Source organism: Paenibacillus sp. SAF-068 (assembly GCF_051967555.1).
Lineage (GTDB): Bacteria > Bacillota > Bacilli > Paenibacillales > Paenibacillaceae > Paenibacillus.
This window is the reverse complement of the sequence record NZ_JBQCJX010000001.1, coordinates 759,717-780,562: the sequence shown is the minus strand read 5'-3', so window position 1 is coordinate 780,562 and position 20,846 is coordinate 759,717. Positions and strand designations below refer to the sequence as shown.

Genomic DNA, 20,846 nt, shown 5'->3' with positions numbered 1-20,846 from the left:
GCGGTCTTCTTGCACTTGCTCTTGTAATTAACGGGTCTGGACATCTTGAATACGTCCCATGTACCAGGATTGAAATGATTCTGCCGTATCCAGGGGAACATCATGTGCCCGATGATGCAGAACAGGTTTGGCACGGTTTACGGTATGAATGGAAGCCACACCGAACCAATGCTGTAGCACATTACGGGTGATCTGCACTTCGATGACTTTCTCACGTTTGGAGATGAAGAGTGTTGAAGTGAGCGCACCGGTTCGAAGTTGAATGAAATTCTGATTCAGGATGTATCGGGTATGGAAAAAATCCATCACTCTGCATGTTGCAATCCACACGAGCAGAATCGCAGAAATCATCCACCAGGCATGCTTCTGCCCAAACACCAATGGTTTGAAGTACCACAATAAACCTGTGATCACAATCCATCCCCAGCTTGGTTTGAGCAAACGTAACCACAATGATATTCGTGGGAGTTTTTCCATCTCCTGCGTAACACGATAGGATGGCAGGATCTCCTCAATCAGGGTATAAGCTTGCTTAACAGGCAAGAAAGGATAGAGCGAGTTCACTTCCTGCTCAGATTCCCCCAAACTACCCGCAGTGGTGAGTTCCACTTCCGCTAATCCAAGCAACCTTTTCATCGGAGACTGAGTAATTTTTACGGCCTGAACTCGTTCTTTCAGGATTGAAAATGACGTTTGCTCCATCATGCCCTTCGTGATATAGATCCGCTTGGCATCCGAGGTGATCTGAAAATTTCCATACTTTACAAAGGTTCTGACTATGCCCAAAGCAATAGATATGATCAATAAAACCAAAATCATCAAACCGGCAATCCACCAGGAATCAAGCCAGGTTAATAACAAACTTTCGGTTACTTCTTCATCGGGGAAGAAATCTTTCACCCAGGAATAAAGTGTGCCCAGGACTGGAATCAGTACAAGAAAGCTGAGTGAGGTAAACGACGCTTTGAGTATGTCCTTGCGGGTCGAATGATAATGAACAACCCGTTCCTGTTTCTCTTTTGCAGGCAGAGACATGGCTTGATCGGGCATAACAGAGCGGGATTGCGCCTCTCCCTCTTCCATACCTTTAACGGGATCGAACGTATCATGTTCCTCTGTTACACCTACTGTATCTGCATCTTCTGCGATATAACCCGCTACAATCTTCTCCAACTGTTCCGCTTCCGAGAGGGAAACAACCTGTAACTGAAAGGTAGCATCTTCTCCCTTAATCCCTGTCTCGAATCGAATCGACGTCACGTGGAACAACCGATGAAACAATGTCGTATGCCGGTTTACATTCTGGACCTTCGTATAAGGTATCGTTCTTCGGGTACGGTTAAACACACCACTAAAGATGTGAAAGGCCTTATCGTCTGCTGTATAACGAGAAGTAAACCACTTCCAGATGATTGACACGATGCCGATGGAGATACCTGCATAAAAGGCGATCCTTCCATAGAAAAGCCATTGGGACTCTGATCCCTGACGGAAAACAAACAAAAACAGGATGATGGCGAACGAATTCTTCACCAGTTTCCACAGACTCCACAGAATGGATAATGGATGATGTCGCTTCATATCAATCATTCATCCACCTCATTAATACGTGCATAGGACGCAATCTGATGACGGAGCGCAAGCGCGACTTCCTCGGGCAATGCCGGGATTTCATGCGAGGACCCCATCGTGCCAACCGATACGGAATAAAGTCCATATCTTCGCATCAGAGGTCCCTGATTTGTTGTAACCGATTGTACTTTCGCCATGGGGATAATCTGATGTACCTTGGTTAGCGCCCCACGCTTCAATTGCAGAAACTCCTCGTTCACATCATAGTACCAATGCTTATATAACCATGCAGGCTGGATGAAAATATCCCACACTGCATAGAGCACCGATATGGCCGTAACGCCCCACAACAACCAACCAATCCACGTCTTCCATCCATAGATGGAGTCGAGTATCAGGAGTACGGCAAGGATCAGGAAGCCTATGACATTCCATAGGATGGCGCTAATTCTCCACAAGTTCACCGCATGAGGGGACAGCCGTTGTTCGGGTATCTTCCACTGGATTGACATATGTTCACTCCTTTTTCCCTCGGGTACTTAAAACACACATGATACACTGTACGAACAATCGTTCACGATCGATGCAGAAAGATTCCGTTTAATAAAAGAGATGACCCCTGTTCAATACAGGTCGTCATCTCTTTATTCGTAATCAAAAGCGGGCTTTTTGAACAACCTCTATAAAATCCTGTACTTTACACAGCCATATCATATGATCTGTACCTTCGCCCCAGTAGTTCTTTGCTACCACATAAGGTTCACCGAATTTGCGTTTCCACTTCTTCTGTGCAATTTGATAGCCGCTATCCAGGCAGAATTGCTGTATTCCCTGCTGGTGCAATTCGTTGACCAGTGCGACTATGAGCGCCGAACCAATCCCCTGACCTTGAACCTCGGGCATCACGTACAGGCTACCCAGTTCTCCGATATCGTTCAGTCGGCCCTCTGCACATTCTCGAATCTCCTCACCACAAGGTCCATACGAAATTGTGCCTACAATAACATCGCCCCTCTTGGCGACGAGGAAAAATACATTTGATTCCATGTTATACTTTGCTTGCAATGCCGTGTGAATCATCGCTTTTTTATGTGCTATTTCTTCCTGAATATCATCCAGAAGCGAGCCTATTCCCTCCTGTTCGAATGCTGCGGGGATCGTTGTCTCGAATACCTGATACGCCCCCTCTGCATCCGATCGTGTCATAGGTTCAATGGTAATCTTGTCATCCACTGGTTTCTTCTCCGTTCCATACTCCGGGTCCCATGAAGACAACAAACAGCTTAATCGCTCTACGGTCTCTTCCACAAATAACTGGACTCTCTCACCCGTAATAAACTCAGGAGTAATTCCCGGTTCTTCCCCATTAAGAAAAGAAAACGTGTGATCCCGCCAACGGATAATCTCATCAGCAGTTAAACGATCCGTCATGTCATAACCCGGTGAGCTGTTAAGCACCTGCCATACCTCTTCGCTCCATCTTGAACCTCGATAGAGATTGAAGTCAATCTGGTCCGTCTCCTGATAGTATAAATGCGCCAGCTCTTCCTTGGATCTACTCGTACCCATGGGCAAGTCTGCCTTGTTGACCCGTTCGACGAATTCAGGATGCACACTCCGGAACCAGTAATAGTCTGTCATCACATGCATAAAGTACCCACGAACAAACCACTTCCACTCTCCATCGGTACGTTGTTGCATATAAGATGAGTAGAGTTCCTTGAGTCGTCCAGTGTAATCTCCTTCATCCTTCGGGTTGAAGTGGGTGTACTCCTTATCATCTCTCGTTGTACCTTCACGCATATGTATGGAATCCGGGGCGATATTCCCCAGATAGAATGAACCTCGATCAGCCTGCACTTGCAGCGAGTCAGCAATCAGATTAGCAATATTGAGATGAACCATGGGTAGCGGCATAGAGATGATCTCCTTTATATCGGGAAGTATTCTATAATAGGAAGGAAAAGAAAAGATACCACCTATTGATGCAACGTAAGAATTACTGGAATAGTGAGACTCCGTTATGTTCCACCTTTTTCACCGTAGATGCTTGATTAATCCTGTAGTCTCTCCAATTGCATCCGGTTGAACAGCTGCTCCAGATCCGTATGGTACTCCGGGTGTTCCCTCACAAGCAGACTAATGTATTCCGACCCACATTCATAGAACATTAAGCGGTTAAACGGGGATGAGTCTCCCATATGATTGCTTTCCTGCCCGAATTTTGCCCGAATCAGATTCTCAATATAACGCGCGTAACCCTCGTTCCACTCCAACCAACTCCAGTACTCAGCTTGTTCTTCATTTAATGAAGTGAACAACGCCTTTCTAGCTGTGTGTACTTGTGTCAGGTCTCTACTCTTCAAAGCAGACAACAATGAGTTAATCCGCTCCACAACAACTGCATCTTCGTACGGAAATTCATAATCCAGTTCCCATGTTACACGCTTCAGTTGCGTCATTTTATGCTTAATCTGGAGACGGTTCACGATCCGTTCATCATATTTCCCATATACATAGCAATGAACATATTCGTGGAACAGGTAGACTTTCTGCTCAAGGTCTCTGAACGCTGCATCCGTTACAATCGCACACATTCGACCGTCCATATGAGGCACTGGCATGGCTGCAAGGCATTCATCTGGAATATATAAATCGTCCGGCACCGTCTTTACCCACTCATATTGATGTGTTTTGGACGAATAATCATAGATATATAATAAAGCTTCATGGGCGACAACCACTGGATAATGTTCTGCAAATAAAGAATGTATGCTAACCAAGTCTTTCTGAAGCTCGTTTAACTCGTTAATTTGCTCTAAAAAAGCTTCCATGTTATGAACCTCTCTTTACTGGAATGATGCGTTAATCATACTAGATTAGGAAAGATAAAACACTGAGAGAAAAATGATAATTCTGTTCGATGTGACCTGGTGAACGTTAAAACCGCTCTCCGCGTTTCTCATACAGGTAGATGTCCAGCGCCTGAATCCCACGCTGGGCTAGCCTAATAAACAGGATCAGCGCATACACACCGAGTCCATATAACAACACATTAATCAACATAGCAAATATCGTAATCATAGAGCCAAACATCATGATTATTCCTCCTAGTTTACCTTTTGAAAATACACTCCCTATTCTAGCATATTTTTCCTCAGTTAACTTTTATAAAGGATGTAAGAATTATCTGGTGTGTTTACTCATTGGTTCAAAACAAAAAACCTCCACATCCGTATGCGAAAGGTGGAAGTTTTATAATCCGGTATAGAGTTCTCTAAGTTGGTTCACCACTGACTATATGCCAATGCTGATGCTTCGAGTCTTGATAGCTGCCCAAGTTAGTTACAATCTTTGATGAGCCTGTATGAGCTAACATGTCAGCAGCTACTTTTTTAATGACCTGCATCATTTCTATGAGTAGCTCATTATTATTCTCTTCCTCTTCTGAAATGAAGGACTGAATATGTATCTTGGGAATTACAACAATGTGATGCTTGTAGTATGGCCGAGTGTGATGATAAGCCATAACGTTCTTTGTTTCCATCACAACTTTGACTTGCGTTTTACCACTTAACACCTCATCACAATAGAAATCCTGCGTCATCACATGCTCTCCTCTTACTAATGAGTTCGGATATATCCAGCCTTCTTCAACACATACTCCGTAAACGGATTGATCTCAGGGATCGGCTGATTCAGATCAAAATATCGGAGTTCAAGCCCTTCATCATCCATAATGGTTGGGTTGCCCTTGATGCCTGTAGCTTCATAAACAGCCATGACGTTATATACTTCATCACCATGTGGATACTTATAATACATGTCCTCACCTGAAAAAACGCTAACGAGTTTGTACGATTCCGCTCTCAGTCCAGCTTCTTCATATAATTCCCGTGCAGCTGCTTCCTCCAAAGACTCCCCGGGTTCCAAAGATCCCCCAAGTGTCCCCCAATCCAAGCTATCCGTACGTTTTTGCAGCAGCAAATGACCTTCCTCATTGAACACGAGTACACATGAGCCCGCCATAATTAACGGACGCGAGCCCACCAGTTTTCTTAGCTCCATGATATATCCCATACATGTTTCTCCCCCATCTTCAAAGTGCTAGCTTAAAACGTATTCCTATGATTTGGTCAAGATTCCCTGATCCACGGAGCTCTGAATAAGCTGCTGCGCATATTCCCACAATGTCTCGGAACCGTTCGCAATCTCACGGTTTCTGTTTATCACCTGTTCACTTGTAATGTTATATTTCTGCCACGTATCACCCTCATTTTGATGATTATGGATAATAGGCTGCAACCGATCGAGAGAGGAGGCAAATTGTGCTTCATTAGTCTGCTTTTCTTCAAACTCCAACCATAAATGGAGTAGTTCTTCAGCCTGTTCCTTAGGCAACATTCCAAACAGTCGATGAGCCGCTTTGAGTTCACGATCATATTTATCCGTATTCCCGACCGTATCGTAGGCAAAAGTATCGCCGGCATCGATCTCAACCAAATCATGAACAAGAAGCATCTTAATGACTTTGAGCATATCCACATCTTTGTTCGCGTGACTCTGTAAAACCAAGGCCATCATTGCCAGATGCCAGGAATGCTCCGCATCATTTTCAAGTCTCTCACCATGCATAATTCTTGTCTTTCTTTCAATCGTCTTCAGTTTATCAATCTCAATGAGAAATTGAATCTGATCCTGTAATGATTCGCTCACAGCACATCCTCCTTCATGTCAGAAATCAAATCTGATATTCATAGATTCTCGTCTCTTCATCATCCAGCAAATATCCTTTACCGATATAGGCCCAGTTATTTTTCTCATAATAATCCGTCAGATCAGTACACAAATATAGCTTGTTATACCCTTTTGCTTTCACCTCACTCAATGCATGGTTCTGAAGTTGTCCACCCGGATTTTGGCCCCAATGTTTCCAGAAATACTGTACTGCTTCTTGTAGCACCTCCGGCTTCTACCGAATATCAAAAATTTGCAAAATGTTAATCTCCCTTCAATTGGATCTGACTCAACATATATTCCGCATACTCCAGAAGTAAGGTTTCACTCAAATTCACATTTTCCAGTTCACCATTGTACTTTGCAAGGCATTGTGAGATGACATCCGTGTATTTCGAAGGAAGGTTTGTACGTGCCCATTCTCCTGCTTCTCGTTTGGAGTGAATGACTGAATCTCTCACGTACAAAAGTACACGGGATAAACTCAATACATAATAGACTGGGTTGTCCACAATTTCTTCCATAGCTGAACTCGCGTCCGATGTAATTGAAGCTATCATATGTTCACGATTTTCCGGTTGAAACAGATCCTTAATGGGTTTACCAGCGAGTACAATACCTCGATCATAGATGACCGCCATATGTGCTACCAGATCCGGATCTTCATATCCACCACATAGATATTGCTCATCCGTTCGATATTTCTCCCGGTGATAAGCAGAATAATGAAATTCGAAAGGTGTAGGGTAAGGCATAGCAACAACTGTAGATTCCAGTACGATACTGAGTTCAAACCCTTTCGTAATGCGCATCTCATCTTCAATCTGCATCAGCTTTTTTGCAATCCTTCGATAGGTGTCGGCAGATCGCTTTTCCCGGCTAACGACCAATATATCGATATCACTCTGATTCGGATGAAAGCATCCCATAGCCATAGAACCGTGTAGATAGATTCCCACCAAAGCATCCGTTAATTCTTCTTTCAAGACACGAGTAGCGCTATCTAAAACCGTCTTTTCATTCAAAACAACAACAACTCCTTTATGTATATAATCAGGTATCCAATTCAACGTTCAGTTCACGCACAAAAACAGCTGTCCCCTTCATTCTGACATCCATATCCTCACCGTCCCGAATCACGCTCACTTGAACCTTTCCATCTCTTCCAATCTCATGCCCTTGTTCTACCGCAAACTGTACCTGATTGAATTCCGGTTTCACATAGGTTAAATAGTAAGCACCCATCACCCCGGAGGCTGTTCCAGTCACTGGATCTTCCGTTGTACCTGAGTAAGGGGAGGAGAAATGTCTGGCATGCATCATGGCATCGGAATCGCGGGTTTCAAAACAAAAGGGATGCAGGGAAGCTTTGGGATTCTCCATTAAAATTCCTGGGAACAAGGAAGAATCCGGTTTCATTTTCATAAAAGACTCTAATTTACGAATGGGAATCAATAACGTCCAGGTTCCCGTACTCCCATAAACGATTGGCGTAGAATGGTCCACATCATCCAAACTGAGATTTATGGCGCTTACCAGCTTCTCGATATCCCCCTGGAACGGTGTAAACTGCGGTTGATCCTGTTTCATTTCCATGTAAATGGTATCGGCAGCGCGCTCAAATCGTATAGGTAGTGTTCCTACATTGGTTTCAATCGTGATTAACTCTTGGTCACCCAACATACCACGCGTCTTCAAACCATACAGTGATGCCATTGTGGCATGACCACACAGATTAATCTCATGGCCCGGCGTAAAATAACGTAATCGGACGTCAGCTACTTCAGATTTCAACACAAATACCGTCTCATTAAAACCAACTTGATATGCGATCTGCTGCATCGCCGTATCACTGAAATGATCAGCATCAAAGACCACTCCTGCCGGGTTACCTTGACCAGGAACTGTGGAAAAAGCATCATAATGGTAGACCGTAACATCACTCATCAACAGACCCACTCTCTCTATAATCTACGAGACGCACATTTCCATATAACTCTAAGCGTTCCCCATCCATTACAAGCCCGCCCCCATCTTGGCACGCATAGACCGTCGTACGGTTAACGCGCGTATATTCTTTTAATGAATTCAGGGTATCTTCCGAACCATCCCAGTGCGGTGCAAACTCAAAATCCACAAGCCCCAGTGCTTTCATATCTTTCAAATCTACATTGTTCTCATCTGCATCTTCCCCATACCCGGCGATCTCTATGGTAGGTGTAGTTAGAATACTGCCTGCGCTGACCCCGATCAGAGTGCCGCCCCTCTTCACATAGGAATGCAGCAAACCAAGCACATTTCTCTTCTGTAATAGACTTAGAAAATAAAACGTATTTCCGCCGGATAGATGAATTGCATCACACTCGAAAATAGAGCCAAATGTGCTCTCCTCATACTGCAGATCAAGATCATAATATTGAATGTTATCTATTCCTATTTGATTATAGTAACGTCTAGTGTGTTCAAAATATTTCCGTTCCGGGTCAGAACATGAAGGGATATATCCGATGGAAGGCTGTTCACTGTTGAATAAGCTTCGTATTCTCTGATCCAACTTATCGTTAGATTCGAATACCATATCACTTAGCAGAACCAACGTAGTCATCTCATTTCCTCCCTTACCGATTAGACTGCCTTAAATTCTCTATCCAAAATCGAGAAAAAATGTTGGTCTGTCCACTGATTGTTCCACCATAACTCTTCCTGGAAAACGGCCTCCCGTGTCATACCCATATGCTGCATCAGTGCTGATGAGCGGACGTTTAGTGAATTGCACATGCCGACGACCTTATGAGCCTGTAACTCGTGGAATGCAAATTGTAACAAATGTCGGGTAGCCTCGCTCCCATATCCGTTGCCTGCGTATTCTGAAAGTACTGCGAATCCAAGTTCCCAGCTTTTTCGGTAATCCACATAACTCCACATCTGAACGATCCCAATGGGTGTGTCTTCCGGATCATTCAAGCGGCGTATAACGAAATCATAGGCATACGGTCTCTCATCTGCTACTGCAAACTGGCTGCGATATTTCTCGCGAACCTTCTCCTCATCCGTCTCAACAGTCTCCTCAAAGCTCCATATGCTTGCATCACATTCCAGTTGCACTATGAAGTCGAGGTCTTGTTCTGTAACTGTTGTTATTTTGATCTTCTCTCCTACGAATTCCATGTGGATTCATCTCCTTTCATTGAATTATGATCATTGCTTAGGAATCTCCCACTCTGTATTAAGCACCCCTCTACCAATATTCCATTTGGCGAGCAACGCTCTTTGTCTATTTTCCAAATCAAGATAGGGAGCCGCAACACAGGATAACGTGTCAAACATATGGATAAAATGAGGCCCTTCCTTGAAACGTCGAAGCCCGCCGTAATCTTCATCATCCGCTGCCCATACAATCTTTTTAATTCCCGACATTAATATGGTACAGGTACACATAGGACAAGGTTCACAGGTAGTATAGAGTGTCAGATCGTTCTTCGTGTATCTCTTCTTCTCCACATCCAGCAAATGTTGTCCGGCCCGACGAATGGCATCCACTTCAGCATGTGCGGTGGGATCACAAGCAGAGTAGACCCTGTTCCTGCCTTTGCTCACGACATTCCCATCTACATCAACGATTATCGCACCAATCGGATACGTTCCTTCAATCAGTGATTGCTCTGCTTCTTCCATAGCCAAAGTTAAATATTCATAATCCGATAACTTCATTGAATATCCCCCTAAGTACAGTTATAGTCGCTTATACAGCAAATTGCTTCTCCATAAATCGGGTACTTCCGGTTTAGCAAAATGTTCATACACAACCTTTCGGTCCGCAATGGTTAACTTCCGAAGGTGCAATCGTTCAGTCTCTATATTAGGAAAATAAGTCATGACCGGATCTCCTTTACTCGTTAAACGTTCCTCATTGTGTACTGACCTGCTTCACCAAGAAAATCACTTCTGGTTAATCCTATTTCTCCAAGCAACATCCTGTAGCTTGTAATCGTGCCATCGTGGGAAATGATAAACGCATTGCCGCTCTGTTGCCTGCACCATTCCAGAAGATGTTCAGCTAATATCTTGAATCGACATGCATCCATCTGATTAATACTTTCTTCCCAACAATCCAGCCCCAACTCAACCACTTTTATGCCAGGATACTTATGGCTGAGTTCTTCCTTGGAATAGATCTGATCGCAGACAAGAGGAACAAACTCCGGATTCTGAGGAAACATTCTTGGGCCAACCAGCGGGCTAAACATTAGATTGGTATTCTGGGCTAAAAGGAGTGCCGTTTCAATCGTACGTTGGGTTGGACTCACCAAAATGACGTCTTCAGGCGCAACAATCACTTGTTTACGCAATCCTATAACCTGACTTTTTCCCAATTCAGTGAGACCAGGATGCAGGCAATTTAATTGATTAGGGTAATCTACCAAGTGTTCACCGTGACCATGCCGAATAAATGTAATGTCCATAAGCCCTCTATTCCTCAAGATGCTCAACCGATATCATTTTTTTCTAGATACTTATCTAGCTGACCATCCCTCAGACACTCCATCGATAAATCCTGTGATGAATGAAAAAATAACAAGTCCAAGCAATAAAATCAAACTGGCTATACCCTATTTAAGCATTATCTTCCTTTTGCTTTTTGCCCCAATCCCTAACAATAGTGCTGTTACAACAATCAATGCTACTTCCAACAAAACCATGCAAATAAACCTCCGTTATGTATTATGATGAGCAGTTTTCATATATGTTCGGACCTGTTCTGCAAACCGAATTTCTTCCGCCTGCGTTTCAAAAGATCGTTTCGGAATCACATGTGCACTTGCCTTATTAATGAAAATAAAGAAATATTGTTTGGTCTCATTGAAGCTCTCCAATCCTTTCCACTGCGTTGCACCTGAAGTCATATCATTGCTCCAGCGAATTTCCTGCTCTGAGATTTCAAGCTGATGATCACCCAGTATCCCTTTGCTCTCACGTGCCAATTTCTTAATTTTCCTTTTGGTTCGTATGTAGGTCATACCATTGGCAAATATACTGCAAAGCAGCGCAGCAATAATGGCTTGTATCCATGTAAAATCCAGTTGTCTAAATATGATAGCAATGGCCACAGGCAGCACACATACAGCGATCAGCACACCTTTCCCATACAGTTTAAACATCGCAAATTTGTTCATTTGCCAGTAATCTTCTTCTGTCAGCTGAATATGCATCATGTTGCTAACTTCCTCCACTCGTCTAGTCTGATATTACTCATAAATCTTGCCCATATACATGATCTGGGCACATCTCTTCCAAGGGTTATCCGGCTTCTCGTAATGGATTAATCCATCTACCGAGACTTGCCCCCACTCCGCTGCTGCTTCCAAAAATGACGCTATGGAATCATTCTGCCATTCAGTTACTTCAGAATCTTTTCTAGTTTGTGTCTACAAACCTCGCGGTCATATTCCGAGTTATCCAGCCATACCTTATCCATTTGAAGTAAGCCATAGATTTCGGACTCCAACCTCTTTCTTTCCTGCAAAACCTGTACCGTACCCTGAACACCCTGATACCGCTGCGCTTGCCCCAAACCCTGGTTCGTATAATAATGAATGAACCCTTCTGACCATTCCTTCGGTCTTTCACGAACTGCCTTATCAAAAGTAAAGGATATATCTTTCTGGTCGATATAGATGAGAAGCGGGTTTAGAGCATGAACGATACGCCCGAGTTCCAATACATACTGCACATTCTGCTCTTTGGATTGATTGCATTTTACGAGACCCATGGTCAGTGGATTCTGTATAAAACAACACTCAAATATTGTGATGCAATCCTCATTCGTGCTTAACACGTTTTGGGTGAAATCTTGCCACTTCTCGGTGATAAGCTTCACATTTTGCTCAAAAGGAATTTCGTAAATATCTCGGTTGAAAATATCCTGTACAATGTGATCAGGAAGCTCTATTCCCCACTGTTCTCTCATCTTACGATAAGGAATCAGAAAACCATCGCCATGGGCAGTTGCATTGCTTACCAGAATTTCTCTGTATTCTTCATACGTTTTCAATAAAACCTCAAAGTCTCCAGCATAATAAAAAGATACGCCCTCATAATCCGCAGGGTGATCCAGATTTCCTTCTTGAAATAGTTGCACCTCCTTGCCTTGCCCCTTTAAAATGTCGGATACCATGTGGGCAACCGTCGACTTGCCTGAACCCGGTAATCCTTCAATCAGTATTAATCGCCTTGTCATCATTACATCACCCTTTATAATGTGTGAAGATATGGATCTCCCATGTGTCAGGCACTATGTTATTAATCAATATCTGCAATAACCCATTTCGCAGAATCGCCATCTTCTTTCTTTTTCCAAAACACCATCGTATTTATATATTCCTTATCGTTCTCTCTTAATTCAGTAATCGTTACAGCTACCTGGAAGAGTTTCTTTTGCTCTTGAATAATAATATCGCTTATGGAAGTAATCTCGCGAATTTTGTATCTTCCCATGCCCGATATAGGAGACTGTGGATCAAACAGATCCTTATACCCCTTTTCGTCACTTTCGTATAGATAACGCACACGTGCATTCATCAGTTTGACAATTTCCAATTGGTCCCCGGTATAGTTTGTCTCATCGAGATACTCCGGTGGAATGTCTTCCTTCTCTTGGGATGTCGATATTTCTTCATTCTGTTGTGCCTCTTTATCTGTGACATTTAAGGGTGAGGAATCTATTGTTTGCTGTGCATCGTCAGTGTTTTCCTGGTTCTGACAGGCCACCAGAAGTAGAAATACTAATGAAACTACGGTTAACTTTTTCATATTCCGTCCTCCAATCAGCAATCGTCTACATAAGAAGACTTCCTATGTATGTAAAATTTTCTCTCAAGGTACATCATAACCCATAATGTGGAATTTGCGAATAAACGAAGTAATCCATCTCTGTTTCTCTCGCATTTCACGCAAAAAACACGCTTCTCTGCACGAGTTACCTCATGCAAAGAGCGTGAATATAAACAGAAATTTCGTCCAAATTTTGTAACTGTCACACAATCAATCTACCTATCTATTAAATAGCATTTTCATTACACCAACCGCTTCAATCTGGATCTCTTTTTCTTCATGATCCGAGAAAAGATAACTATATGTTGAAAATATCCCCATATGGCGTATATGTCCACCTTTGTAATGAAGTCTCTTTTCGTCACCGTCGATTGTCTGCGTAAACGTACTGCCTTCATTCACATTATACGAAGAATGAATGCCATGTTCACTTGAGAGCCAGGCAACAAAATCCTCTTCGTTTGGATTGGTCATGACCAGAATAACGAGCAGAACAACAAATGCAACAATGCCCGTTCTTAGTCCTGGCTTTCTCTTGCTACCCTGTTGCGTGTATTCAGGCTTCATTCCATTCACCCCATTTCTTGAACAGAAATCTCTACATTCTTCGCCAGAACCCAACCACTTAATCCATACGAGGATGAGATCACCATGTACTTGTATTTCTCCTCGATCAGCCGGTTGTGCAATTCGTCATAGGAATCGTAACCGACAGGCCAGCCGTAGCCCTTCCCCGTCGCTAACAACTCTTGATTATAAGGAATAAAATGAGCTAGATCCCACTCATCCAGATCCAAAATAATGCTGCCATGCAGCGGTGTATCGAACGCATGGGCCATTACACCAGAGAATAACACATCCATATTTTTCGGCACAGCATGACTTGAACGAGTACGCATCCTGATCCATTCATTCTCCAAATCAACTTCGTAACTTAATATGATGTTGTCATGCAAACTTGGCATAGTCCCCCTCCTTCCAGTAAGCTGTATGCTCTTATATCAAACACCGTAATATCGTTTATAGTCCAAGACCCATTCTACTTTGGAGAAATGAACAAAATCATACGGCTCGCACTGTCTAAGGTACAGTAACTCCTTGTTCGCCTGTTCCCCGTCCATCTTTTCCAGATAAAACAAGGTCTCCTCATATCCTGCACCACATAATAACTGCACATCAATATAACTGCTCGTATCCTGATTCATTCGTTTGGCCTGCCAGATCAGTCCAGTGTCCTCCACATTTCCGATACAGAACAACATGATGCACAGTAGTTTCAGAACTTCGTTATCCTCTGATTGTCGGTTCTCCATCTCTTGATGAAGCAACTGTCGGATGGCTTCCCAGTTTACCCCATCAGGTTCCAACCCTTACAACTGCAACAGTTCTTCCACGTTCATATTTGTTCCCCTTACCTACTTCAGAATGTTGTTTAACTCTTCCGCTTTTTTCCTGCTATCCATTCTAGCATAAAAATAAAAAGCGATAATGTGCAGTACGATAGATAATAACCACATGCCGGGGAACCAGGGAGCGATGAACTGGAACATGTCTTCCGAGAATAACCACACCATCGCCATACCTCCTGCAATATTGAATGTGGAAGAGATGACAATATTCCATACTGGTTTTAGTGTAAAATAGTTCCATAGCAGGTTATACATCATTCCAAACACTACAGCAGCAATGACAGCAATACCCGCTATGTTCCATAAATAGGACATCTGAATGGGCAGATCATCAAAGAATATTGTTGCCAAGAGCGTAACCCATAGCGTCATTATAGTGAATACTTGAAAAAACGAATGTCTAAGTTGAGTTATCATGATAATTTCCCCCTAAAGTTCTTAATATAAAATCGGCTGACGAAGTAACTGGAGCGATCGCTCAGGTCAACCTTAATTCGGGCATGGTCTGTTGCAGAGAATGCGGTGATGTACCGAGTATTGATGATGGTCTGATTATTGATTTTTACAAAATGAACGTCATCCAGATCCTCTTCCACAAATTTCAGACGTTTAGGTAGCAAGTACTTCTCACCTGAGTTCACCCGGACACAGCACATCCGATCCTCTGATTCAAAGGCAACCACCGAGCTCAATTGAATCTGTATATTGCGATTATTCTTGGCATGAATCACCGTTAATTGAGTCTCTGATGCGCAGATTGCCTTCTGAATACGGTCCCACTTCGGCTTCTCCGCCGGATGAGTAGTTACCTTGGCTACTTTTTGCTCTATTGCTGAATCCTCTTCAAAAATGATTTTCACGTGTTGGCCTCCTCTCACAACTCATATTACAAGCATAGTTATGACAATCCCACTGTATTGCGTTTTGTTGCAGGATCTTGCAGGTTTGTTGCATCAGCACTGCATAGACAATAAAAAAACCACTCCTTAGGAGCAGCTCGTCTATGTACTCATCCAGAAGGATTCAAGGCATGAGCTAGTCTTTTTTATCAAGATGTTGCCTTAACCTACTCGACCTCCAGATACATCTCCTGATTTTGCAGAATCACTTCGTTCATGTGTACAATAGCTGCTTGCGCCACGGTCTGATAGTTCGTATACAACACCTCTGTTCTCTGAAGCAAGATCGGGTCCTTCTCCAGATCCGTTGCCAGCGCCTCACGCCACGCTTCACCCACTTTGTTTTCCTCCGTAATGAGACATTCAATCTGGTCCAGTACGGTCACCATGTCCTCTAAATGAAAAAAACGCATGCCATTTTTAATCCCATTCCAACTTTTGATCTGGGTGATGTTATATGCCGAGAACCAATAAAACTCTGCCAGACTTTTCGTATGATTATGATAGGAATAGAACAGAAATAAGGCTTGTTGCCCTTCGTTTAACTGTCGGTATAGTTCTGTTTTGGCTGCCATATCCCTGCCCCGCACCGAAACAAGCATGGGTTCAATACACAACCAGCTAAGTTGCTTGGAATGTATATCTTCTGGTCGAAGTCCAGCCTTCATAACATGCTCCTCTCTATTCACCACTTTATGGATTTTCTGGTGCTTCCACTGCCGGTTCATTCTCGCCGCCCATTCGGCGTCTGGATGTCTCCATTTTCCCTGTCGAAGGCACATGTTCAGACGCTTTAGCTAATCCGAATTCGGGCATGTTGGCGTATATGGTCTCGAAGGAACCCGATTGAGCCTTGTATGTTTCGTGATAGATCCCTACCGTTCCATCGGAACCAATGGAGCGGTTGAATCTTTTCCAGGCTTCCAAGTGCAGTCCGCCCCGTGCGTATTTCTCCAATTCATCGTAAGAGCGCCAATATTGTAGTAGCGTCACCCCACGCCAGCTTATAAAATACTCTGTACTCAGAAATCCGGTCTCCGGATTCATATACAGTTCTTTAATCATCGGGCCCATGGACTGTAGAACAGGCAGCCATTTATGTATAGCCCACAGACGATTAATCCTCATTCCGATGATAAAAACAACAAATTCTCCTTCAATCTGAGCTGAATATCTTCCCTTATGAATATTGACCATGTCACTCCTCCTTCTCGACAAAAACATTCGATTTCATCGGATCTGGACGACCCTTCCTATCCGCTCATAGGCATTCAGAGGGAAATCAAAACTCCATCGTTTGTGATATTCCTCCAGTCCCATTTCCTTCATTTTGCTTAGTTCTCTGTAGAACAACTTGGTCAACTTGACCAAGGTTAACTCCTCGGACATAAGTAAACGGCCCTTTGTGACGGCTTCCGGGCTAAAATTATCACTCATCTCATACACCATGAATTGAACCATCGTCTGTGATCGTTTCTTAATCCAGAATCGATACTCCCCAGGTTCGGTCTGCATGGTCATGGTTACCTCTGTGGCTCCCTTATGCAATGCAACGAATTGACGTGCTATATCCTCAACCGCATCCGACAAAAAAGACACGGGAATCTCAATCTGTTCTCCTTGATCGGGTTGAACCAGGATATCCAGCCACCCGTGCTGCTCAAGCGTCATAACAATGTCCATAGCCATCCTCCTTGATGTAATTCTATAAGGCACAAACCAAATTTAACACAACAATAGATAATAAAAATGCTGCACTTTTGGGATACTTCTTCATTAAATCAGATCGTTCCATTATTTTTTTGCATGATAGATGTCCTTTATGTTTAGACGCGTTGGGGAGTAGTCGACGTCCTTTTATATTTTGTGTTCACGTCCTTGTTATCAAGTTTGTTTCTCTGCTATTAAAACTCTTACAATATTGGTCGCGTTGTTGAATTTCATTTTGTTATTCTTCTGTTGGTAGTTCCATCCTTGTCTTATTGCATATTGAATAAGGCTGGATATCAGTTTGGGTTCATAGACAAATATATCCCATGTGTCTTCCCAAGCAACATCGAACTCTACAAAAGTAGATTTAAGCGCATTCGAATAAATCCGAATGATGATATTGTATGCTTGCTCATCCACAACGTACAGGAAGAGTGCATCATTCACTACAATTTTACGGACTTGTTTCCTGTATACCTTCAGACATACTCCTCCTTACTTAGGCATTGCTGTGTAAAGCTTCATACACATTCCATTCCGTATACAATTGTTTTAGCGCTAATCCTGTTGTATGTATGAACTCTTCCATAGCTTCCATGGATATAATATCTAAGTCACCCGAAGGTTCGTTGTCAGGGTTAGCTAAAAACTTCAGTTTCTCTCCCCTATACTGATACATCTCAGCTTCCAGCAATCCGCCTAAATCAAATGCTCTCCCCACCTTCAGCTCCCTTAACCAATCGTTGGCCTGGTTCCAATTCCGCAAAATCATAAACTCCAGCTTCTTAACATCCTGTGTATACACGCTTCTTCCATTGGGGTGGACTTCATACGCAGGGTAGATATCGAATGTCCACACGCGATCCGTATAGATGTGGGCGATGTAACCGCACAGATATTGCATGAATTTGGGATCACTATAAGCTAACAGTTTGTTTGACTCAAAAAAGGCTCCAAGTTCTTCGTCTGTTGCGAACCTTCCTGCCTCTGGCATGAGGTGGGTTTTTGCCTTTTCGGTACGAAGATTGGTTCTTACATGGATGGAATCTGGAGCGAGGCTACCCAATAACAATTCAGGGGATGGCTCGGAAATCAATTCGGATGCAATTGCAAAATGAACCATCGGCCAAGGCAATGTAAAGACTCCTTTCGATATCATGTAAACTACTGTATTAACGCTATCACTCGCGTAATAGTTTAGACTCTCCTTGCTGCAAATCTACAAATATAGGCTTCTGCGCATTGTTTATTGTGGAAATATCAATCTCATCAAGATATCTAAAAACAAGCTGTAATGATTCCTTTTGTTCATCTTCAAATAAAAGAGTCACTTGATCATCACAAAGTTTTCCTTCCAACTCCGCAATAACGTCAAATAAAAACATTACAAAAACTACTTCATTTCCATCCGGATATGTATAGTGCATCCTCTCACCTGTATAGATGGAGGACAATTCATAAGAGCTCACTTCAAGCCCTGTTTCCTCTTTCACTTCTCTAATCATGGTTTCTTCGATTCGTTCACCTGGCTCCATACCCCCTCCGGGTAATCCCCAATCTCCATAATCTGATCTCTTTTGCAGCAGTACCCTACCCATATGATCTCGAATAATAGCTCCACCCGTAACTACAATACGACTAGTCATATCTCTGCCCCTCTCTGTTGGGTTGCGCCTGGTGGTCCTCCTTACACATTCACTTCCTTTGAGTTGACTCCTCTTAATTCATCATAACCCATGTATTGGTAAATGAAAATTGAAAAAGATCCTATCTACCTCCCAAATCAGGAGAAGCAAAATAGGACCGCGATAAAAACTTTCTCTCATTAAAAAATTCTTTGTTTACCCAGAAATTCTGTTCCCTCTTTACGATACATTTCTATAAATTCATTGGTCACATGATCATGCCTCAGTGCTCCCAGGTAATCTGTTCCAGGTTTCTTCGGTCTATAATCTAAATCCACCGTGTAGATATTGAAGTGCACCTCATCTTCGTCCTCTAATAGTTCCGTATGATCAAAAAGTGAAATCACTTCATCTTTGCCGAGAAACCTAAATGGAAATTTTTGACGCTCTATAATATAAAAGGGGTAGGTGATGTTCCCTATCTGAATGAATTCCTGGTATTCCTTAAGCTCATCAGGTATTAGATCCATGTACTGTTTAGCTACCTGTTCTGCCTGAAATATACCTGAAATCCACTTCAAATTCCCCTTAGTTGCTACGATAATAAACAAGCTAATCACCTTCTAAGTTACATATTCCTATGATATACGGTTTACTGTTTATCTAAATATTGTGTATATACCTTTAATACGTATTCATTATCTGCATCATTTTCATTAGTATCTTGGGTTATCTCACCATTAACATTCGACTTCAAAAAAAGATCTATAATCTCATCAAGCTCACTCACATTCTGAATTTTGCATCTAAATGGTAGCTCCCTATTGCTATCCGAGATTAAATTAAACCTCAATTGACTCGCCATAGAGTCAAACCATAGATAAAATATCATTCCGTTCTGCTTATTCGAACGATTAATCTGATTCTGGCGGTTGGCTATGACGTTCATGATAAAACTACGAAAATCACCCAAGTTCACCTCATTAGACATTTCTTCTGAAATTGAAATATACCACATATTCGTTTCTATTTCTTTCTGAAGTTCTGAATCTGAAGAACCTATATACATCACATCATAAATAATTTCTTCGAGGTTCTTAAGATATTGCTCTTTAGACATTTAGACTACTTGCTCCCTTCCTGCATCTATACCTTCATCCCCAGACAAAAGTCTGAGACAAAATCCGGTGGCTGCCAGCGACGTTGTCAATCTCAATGTTATATTCAGACTCTGTATATTCAATCTGATGTTGCTTATAATATTTTTTCCAGAATGAAACTGCTGCCGCATTGTTAGCGAGCTGTTCTACTTTGAATCTGCCCTGAAATTGAGCTAAAACCAAGTCAACCGCTTGTGCTGCCACTCCCTGTCCTCGATACTTTTTGACTAGAAACAGCTCCTGCACGGTATAATCCACATCTTCTGACACATATGGGGGTGAACACACCAGGATGAATCCAATCACTTTCCCTTCATATTGAATTAAAAACGGATGCAATTCATCACGTTCCAGATATAGATACGTGTTGGTTGGATCGTATGTACCCTCTTCCAGCAGGTCTTCGCCCGAGAATTCGGACAGATCGTATAAATACAAGTTGTACAGATTGAGAAACAATCCCTTTTGTTCTGGCAAAATACTCGTAATTTGTACATTCATCTTCATTGCACATCTCCTTAGTTAATGAGTTAGTTCCACAGCGCGCTTGCTCTGTCCTGATCTCAATATATCGTTTCAACCCAAGTAGAAATAGGCAAAGTTTGGTTTAAACCGTGAAGTAACCTTAACTGTCGTAGCGCATATCCATATAATGAAAAAAAGACCCCCTAAAGAGTCCGATTTTCAGTCTTATCTTTATTTTTTACCAAGTATCCACTGGCAAGTGCTGCCGGAGCAACCAAAGGCAAGAAAGGCATCCAATCCATGAAAAGCAGTATGGGCAAGAAAATAAATATTACACTGATATACATCATGACTGGAGATTTTTTCTTTAACCCTTGTATGCCAAAGACAACTCCTGCCAAAGAGATCAATAAGACAAAAGCAAAATCAGGCACGTTC

34 protein-coding genes are annotated in these 20,846 nt (G+C 42.6%); all 34 read right to left on the bottom strand.

Annotated features, from left to right (window positions below; translation table 11 throughout):
• Positions 1–27: 27 nt before the first annotated feature.
• Positions 28–1,590: a PH domain-containing protein gene (locus ACTHPG_RS03460; RefSeq protein WP_440387737.1), complete on the bottom strand. Its 1,563-nt coding sequence runs from the start codon at positions 1,588–1,590 to the stop codon at positions 28–30.
• Positions 1,587–2,084 (bottom strand): PH domain-containing protein, encoded by a 498-nt coding sequence (locus ACTHPG_RS03455; protein ID WP_440387736.1) that lies wholly within the window; start codon positions 2,082–2,084, stop codon positions 1,587–1,589. Before ACTHPG_RS03455 ends, ACTHPG_RS03460 begins: the two co-directional genes overlap by 4 nt.
• Positions 2,085–2,226: 142 nt before the next feature.
• A complete protein-coding gene (locus ACTHPG_RS03450) occupies positions 2,227–3,489 on the bottom strand; it encodes a GNAT family N-acetyltransferase (RefSeq protein ID WP_440387735.1) in 1,263 nt (420 codons plus the stop codon).
• 137 nt (positions 3,490–3,626) lie between these two features.
• Positions 3,627–4,406, bottom strand: coding sequence for a hypothetical protein (locus tag ACTHPG_RS03445; RefSeq protein WP_440387734.1), 780 nt, complete (start codon positions 4,404–4,406; stop codon positions 3,627–3,629).
• Between the two features lie 106 nt (positions 4,407–4,512).
• Positions 4,513–4,671 (bottom strand): hypothetical protein, encoded by a 159-nt coding sequence (locus ACTHPG_RS03440; RefSeq protein WP_440387733.1) that lies wholly within the window; start codon positions 4,669–4,671, stop codon positions 4,513–4,515.
• A gap of 178 nt (positions 4,672–4,849) precedes the next feature.
• Positions 4,850–5,179, bottom strand: a complete 330-nt coding sequence (locus ACTHPG_RS03435) for an HIT domain-containing protein (protein WP_440387732.1) — start codon at positions 5,177–5,179, stop codon at positions 4,850–4,852.
• A gap of 17 nt (positions 5,180–5,196) precedes the next feature.
• Positions 5,197–5,652, bottom strand: coding sequence for an NUDIX hydrolase (locus ACTHPG_RS03430; RefSeq protein WP_440387730.1), 456 nt, complete (start codon positions 5,650–5,652; stop codon positions 5,197–5,199).
• 45 nt (positions 5,653–5,697) lie between these two features.
• Positions 5,698–6,288 carry an HD domain-containing protein gene (locus tag ACTHPG_RS03425; protein WP_440387729.1) on the bottom strand — a complete coding sequence of 197 codons (591 nt, stop codon included), beginning with the start codon at positions 6,286–6,288 and terminating at the stop codon, positions 5,698–5,700.
• Positions 6,289–6,313: 25 nt separating this feature from the next.
• Complete coding sequence (locus ACTHPG_RS03420; RefSeq protein WP_440387727.1) at positions 6,314–6,535, bottom strand: hypothetical protein; 222 nt, start codon at positions 6,533–6,535, stop codon at positions 6,314–6,316.
• Positions 6,536–6,572: 37 nt separating this feature from the next.
• Entirely contained in the window at positions 6,573–7,334 is a 762-nt protein-coding gene (locus tag ACTHPG_RS03415) for an aminoglycoside adenylyltransferase domain-containing protein (protein WP_440387726.1), read from the bottom strand.
• A 28-nt stretch (positions 7,335–7,362) separates the two neighbouring features.
• On the bottom strand, positions 7,363–8,256 hold the full coding sequence (locus ACTHPG_RS03410; protein WP_440387724.1) for a PhzF family phenazine biosynthesis protein: 894 nt from the start codon (positions 8,254–8,256) through the stop codon (positions 7,363–7,365).
• Entirely contained in the window at positions 8,249–8,914 is a 666-nt protein-coding gene (locus ACTHPG_RS03405; protein ID WP_440387723.1) for a Type 1 glutamine amidotransferase-like domain-containing protein, read from the bottom strand. Before ACTHPG_RS03405 ends, ACTHPG_RS03410 begins: the two co-directional genes overlap by 8 nt.
• Before the next feature lie 20 nt (positions 8,915–8,934).
• Positions 8,935–9,477 carry a GNAT family N-acetyltransferase gene (locus ACTHPG_RS03400; protein WP_440387721.1) on the bottom strand — a complete coding sequence of 181 codons (543 nt, stop codon included), beginning with the start codon at positions 9,475–9,477 and terminating at the stop codon, positions 8,935–8,937.
• 30 nt (positions 9,478–9,507) lie between these two features.
• Positions 9,508–10,020, bottom strand: a complete 513-nt coding sequence (locus ACTHPG_RS03395) for a nucleoside deaminase (protein ID WP_440387720.1) — start codon at positions 10,018–10,020, stop codon at positions 9,508–9,510.
• A 21-nt stretch (positions 10,021–10,041) separates the two neighbouring features.
• Complete coding sequence (locus tag ACTHPG_RS03390) at positions 10,042–10,185, bottom strand: hypothetical protein (RefSeq protein WP_440387719.1); 144 nt, start codon at positions 10,183–10,185, stop codon at positions 10,042–10,044.
• Positions 10,186–10,205: 20 nt separating this feature from the next.
• Positions 10,206–10,772, bottom strand: a complete 567-nt coding sequence (locus tag ACTHPG_RS03385) for a phosphoglycerate mutase family protein (protein WP_440387718.1) — start codon at positions 10,770–10,772, stop codon at positions 10,206–10,208.
• Between the two features lie 252 nt (positions 10,773–11,024).
• The gene (locus ACTHPG_RS03380; protein ID WP_440387717.1) at positions 11,025–11,522 is read right to left on the bottom strand and encodes a YcxB family protein; all 498 of its coding nucleotides are present in this window, start codon (positions 11,520–11,522) and stop codon (positions 11,025–11,027) included.
• A gap of 33 nt (positions 11,523–11,555) precedes the next feature.
• Positions 11,556–11,675, bottom strand: a complete 120-nt coding sequence (locus ACTHPG_RS03375) for a hypothetical protein (protein WP_440387716.1) — start codon at positions 11,673–11,675, stop codon at positions 11,556–11,558.
• Between the two features lie 32 nt (positions 11,676–11,707).
• The gene (locus ACTHPG_RS03370) at positions 11,708–12,550 is read right to left on the bottom strand and encodes a hypothetical protein (protein ID WP_440387715.1); all 843 of its coding nucleotides are present in this window, start codon (positions 12,548–12,550) and stop codon (positions 11,708–11,710) included.
• A 59-nt stretch (positions 12,551–12,609) separates the two neighbouring features.
• Positions 12,610–13,119 carry a hypothetical protein gene (locus tag ACTHPG_RS03365; protein ID WP_440387714.1) on the bottom strand — a complete coding sequence of 170 codons (510 nt, stop codon included), beginning with the start codon at positions 13,117–13,119 and terminating at the stop codon, positions 12,610–12,612.
• A gap of 240 nt (positions 13,120–13,359) precedes the next feature.
• Complete coding sequence (locus tag ACTHPG_RS03360) at positions 13,360–13,707, bottom strand: hypothetical protein (protein WP_440387713.1); 348 nt, start codon at positions 13,705–13,707, stop codon at positions 13,360–13,362.
• Between the two features lie 5 nt (positions 13,708–13,712).
• On the bottom strand, positions 13,713–14,105 hold the full coding sequence (locus tag ACTHPG_RS03355) for a hypothetical protein (protein ID WP_440387712.1): 393 nt from the start codon (positions 14,103–14,105) through the stop codon (positions 13,713–13,715).
• A 36-nt stretch (positions 14,106–14,141) separates the two neighbouring features.
• Positions 14,142–14,507 (bottom strand): hypothetical protein, encoded by a 366-nt coding sequence (locus tag ACTHPG_RS03350; RefSeq protein WP_440387711.1) that lies wholly within the window; start codon positions 14,505–14,507, stop codon positions 14,142–14,144.
• Between the two features lie 48 nt (positions 14,508–14,555).
• Positions 14,556–14,966 (bottom strand): hypothetical protein, encoded by a 411-nt coding sequence (locus ACTHPG_RS03345; RefSeq protein ID WP_440387710.1) that lies wholly within the window; start codon positions 14,964–14,966, stop codon positions 14,556–14,558.
• Positions 14,963–15,409, bottom strand: coding sequence for a LytTR family DNA-binding domain-containing protein (locus tag ACTHPG_RS03340; RefSeq protein WP_440387709.1), 447 nt, complete (start codon positions 15,407–15,409; stop codon positions 14,963–14,965). Before ACTHPG_RS03340 ends, ACTHPG_RS03345 begins: the two co-directional genes overlap by 4 nt.
• Before the next feature lie 206 nt (positions 15,410–15,615).
• Complete coding sequence (locus ACTHPG_RS03335) at positions 15,616–16,116, bottom strand: hypothetical protein (RefSeq protein ID WP_440387708.1); 501 nt, start codon at positions 16,114–16,116, stop codon at positions 15,616–15,618.
• A 25-nt stretch (positions 16,117–16,141) separates the two neighbouring features.
• Positions 16,142–16,645: a DUF4188 domain-containing protein gene (locus ACTHPG_RS03330; protein WP_440387707.1), complete on the bottom strand. Its 504-nt coding sequence runs from the start codon at positions 16,643–16,645 to the stop codon at positions 16,142–16,144.
• Positions 16,646–16,678: 33 nt separating this feature from the next.
• Positions 16,679–17,131, bottom strand: coding sequence for a hypothetical protein (locus ACTHPG_RS03325; RefSeq protein ID WP_440387706.1), 453 nt, complete (start codon positions 17,129–17,131; stop codon positions 16,679–16,681).
• Between the two features lie 526 nt (positions 17,132–17,657).
• Positions 17,658–18,293: a hypothetical protein gene (locus tag ACTHPG_RS03320; RefSeq protein WP_440387705.1), complete on the bottom strand. Its 636-nt coding sequence runs from the start codon at positions 18,291–18,293 to the stop codon at positions 17,658–17,660.
• 46 nt (positions 18,294–18,339) lie between these two features.
• Positions 18,340–18,804, bottom strand: coding sequence for an NUDIX domain-containing protein (locus ACTHPG_RS03315; protein ID WP_440387704.1), 465 nt, complete (start codon positions 18,802–18,804; stop codon positions 18,340–18,342).
• Positions 18,805–18,983: 179 nt separating this feature from the next.
• Positions 18,984–19,394, bottom strand: coding sequence for a hypothetical protein (locus ACTHPG_RS03310; RefSeq protein WP_440387702.1), 411 nt, complete (start codon positions 19,392–19,394; stop codon positions 18,984–18,986).
• Between the two features lie 41 nt (positions 19,395–19,435).
• A complete protein-coding gene (locus tag ACTHPG_RS03305; protein WP_440387701.1) occupies positions 19,436–19,903 on the bottom strand; it encodes a hypothetical protein in 468 nt (155 codons plus the stop codon).
• Between the two features lie 34 nt (positions 19,904–19,937).
• The gene (locus ACTHPG_RS03300) at positions 19,938–20,450 is read right to left on the bottom strand and encodes a GNAT family N-acetyltransferase (protein ID WP_440387700.1); all 513 of its coding nucleotides are present in this window, start codon (positions 20,448–20,450) and stop codon (positions 19,938–19,940) included.
• Positions 20,451–20,611: 161 nt separating this feature from the next.
• A complete protein-coding gene (locus ACTHPG_RS03295) occupies positions 20,612–20,842 on the bottom strand; it encodes a hypothetical protein (protein ID WP_440387699.1) in 231 nt (76 codons plus the stop codon).
• Positions 20,843–20,846: the final 4 nt, after the last annotated feature.

Coding starts and splice junctions, on each gene's coding strand:
- ACTHPG_RS03460 (WP_440387737.1), bottom strand. CDS start 1,590: ATGATTGATATGAAGCGACATCATCCATTATCCATTCTGTGGAGTCTG.
- ACTHPG_RS03455 (WP_440387736.1), bottom strand. CDS start 2,084: ATGTCAATCCAGTGGAAGATACCCGAACAACGGCTGTCCCCTCATGCG.
- ACTHPG_RS03450 (WP_440387735.1), bottom strand. CDS start 3,489: ATGCCGCTACCCATGGTTCATCTCAATATTGCTAATCTGATTGCTGAC.
- ACTHPG_RS03445 (WP_440387734.1), bottom strand. CDS start 4,406: ATGGAAGCTTTTTTAGAGCAAATTAACGAGTTAAACGAGCTTCAGAAA.
- ACTHPG_RS03440 (WP_440387733.1), bottom strand. CDS start 4,671: ATGATGTTTGGCTCTATGATTACGATATTTGCTATGTTGATTAATGTG.
- ACTHPG_RS03435 (WP_440387732.1), bottom strand. CDS start 5,179: ATGACGCAGGATTTCTATTGTGATGAGGTGTTAAGTGGTAAAACGCAA.
- ACTHPG_RS03430 (WP_440387730.1), bottom strand. CDS start 5,652: ATGGGATATATCATGGAGCTAAGAAAACTGGTGGGCTCGCGTCCGTTA.
- ACTHPG_RS03410 (WP_440387724.1), bottom strand. CDS start 8,256: ATGAGTGATGTTACGGTCTACCATTATGATGCTTTTTCCACAGTTCCT.
- ACTHPG_RS03405 (WP_440387723.1), bottom strand. CDS start 8,914: ATGACTACGTTGGTTCTGCTAAGTGATATGGTATTCGAATCTAACGAT.
- ACTHPG_RS03400 (WP_440387721.1), bottom strand. CDS start 9,477: ATGGAATTCGTAGGAGAGAAGATCAAAATAACAACAGTTACAGAACAA.
- ACTHPG_RS03395 (WP_440387720.1), bottom strand. CDS start 10,020: ATGAAGTTATCGGATTATGAATATTTAACTTTGGCTATGGAAGAAGCA.
- ACTHPG_RS03390 (WP_440387719.1), bottom strand. CDS start 10,185: ATGACTTATTTTCCTAATATAGAGACTGAACGATTGCACCTTCGGAAG.
- ACTHPG_RS03385 (WP_440387718.1), bottom strand. CDS start 10,772: ATGGACATTACATTTATTCGGCATGGTCACGGTGAACACTTGGTAGAT.
- ACTHPG_RS03380 (WP_440387717.1), bottom strand. CDS start 11,522: ATGATGCATATTCAGCTGACAGAAGAAGATTACTGGCAAATGAACAAA.
- ACTHPG_RS03370 (WP_440387715.1), bottom strand. CDS start 12,550: ATGATGACAAGGCGATTAATACTGATTGAAGGATTACCGGGTTCAGGC.
- ACTHPG_RS03365 (WP_440387714.1), bottom strand. CDS start 13,119: ATGAAAAAGTTAACCGTAGTTTCATTAGTATTTCTACTTCTGGTGGCC.
- ACTHPG_RS03360 (WP_440387713.1), bottom strand. CDS start 13,707: ATGAAGCCTGAATACACGCAACAGGGTAGCAAGAGAAAGCCAGGACTA.
- ACTHPG_RS03355 (WP_440387712.1), bottom strand. CDS start 14,105: ATGCCAAGTTTGCATGACAACATCATATTAAGTTACGAAGTTGATTTG.
- ACTHPG_RS03345 (WP_440387710.1), bottom strand. CDS start 14,966: ATGATAACTCAACTTAGACATTCGTTTTTTCAAGTATTCACTATAATG.
- ACTHPG_RS03335 (WP_440387708.1), bottom strand. CDS start 16,116: ATGAAGGCTGGACTTCGACCAGAAGATATACATTCCAAGCAACTTAGC.
- ACTHPG_RS03330 (WP_440387707.1), bottom strand. CDS start 16,645: ATGGTCAATATTCATAAGGGAAGATATTCAGCTCAGATTGAAGGAGAA.
- ACTHPG_RS03325 (WP_440387706.1), bottom strand. CDS start 17,131: ATGGACATTGTTATGACGCTTGAGCAGCACGGGTGGCTGGATATCCTG.
- ACTHPG_RS03315 (WP_440387704.1), bottom strand. CDS start 18,804: ATGACTAGTCGTATTGTAGTTACGGGTGGAGCTATTATTCGAGATCAT.
- ACTHPG_RS03305 (WP_440387701.1), bottom strand. CDS start 19,903: ATGTCTAAAGAGCAATATCTTAAGAACCTCGAAGAAATTATTTATGAT.
- ACTHPG_RS03300 (WP_440387700.1), bottom strand. CDS start 20,450: ATGAAGATGAATGTACAAATTACGAGTATTTTGCCAGAACAAAAGGGA.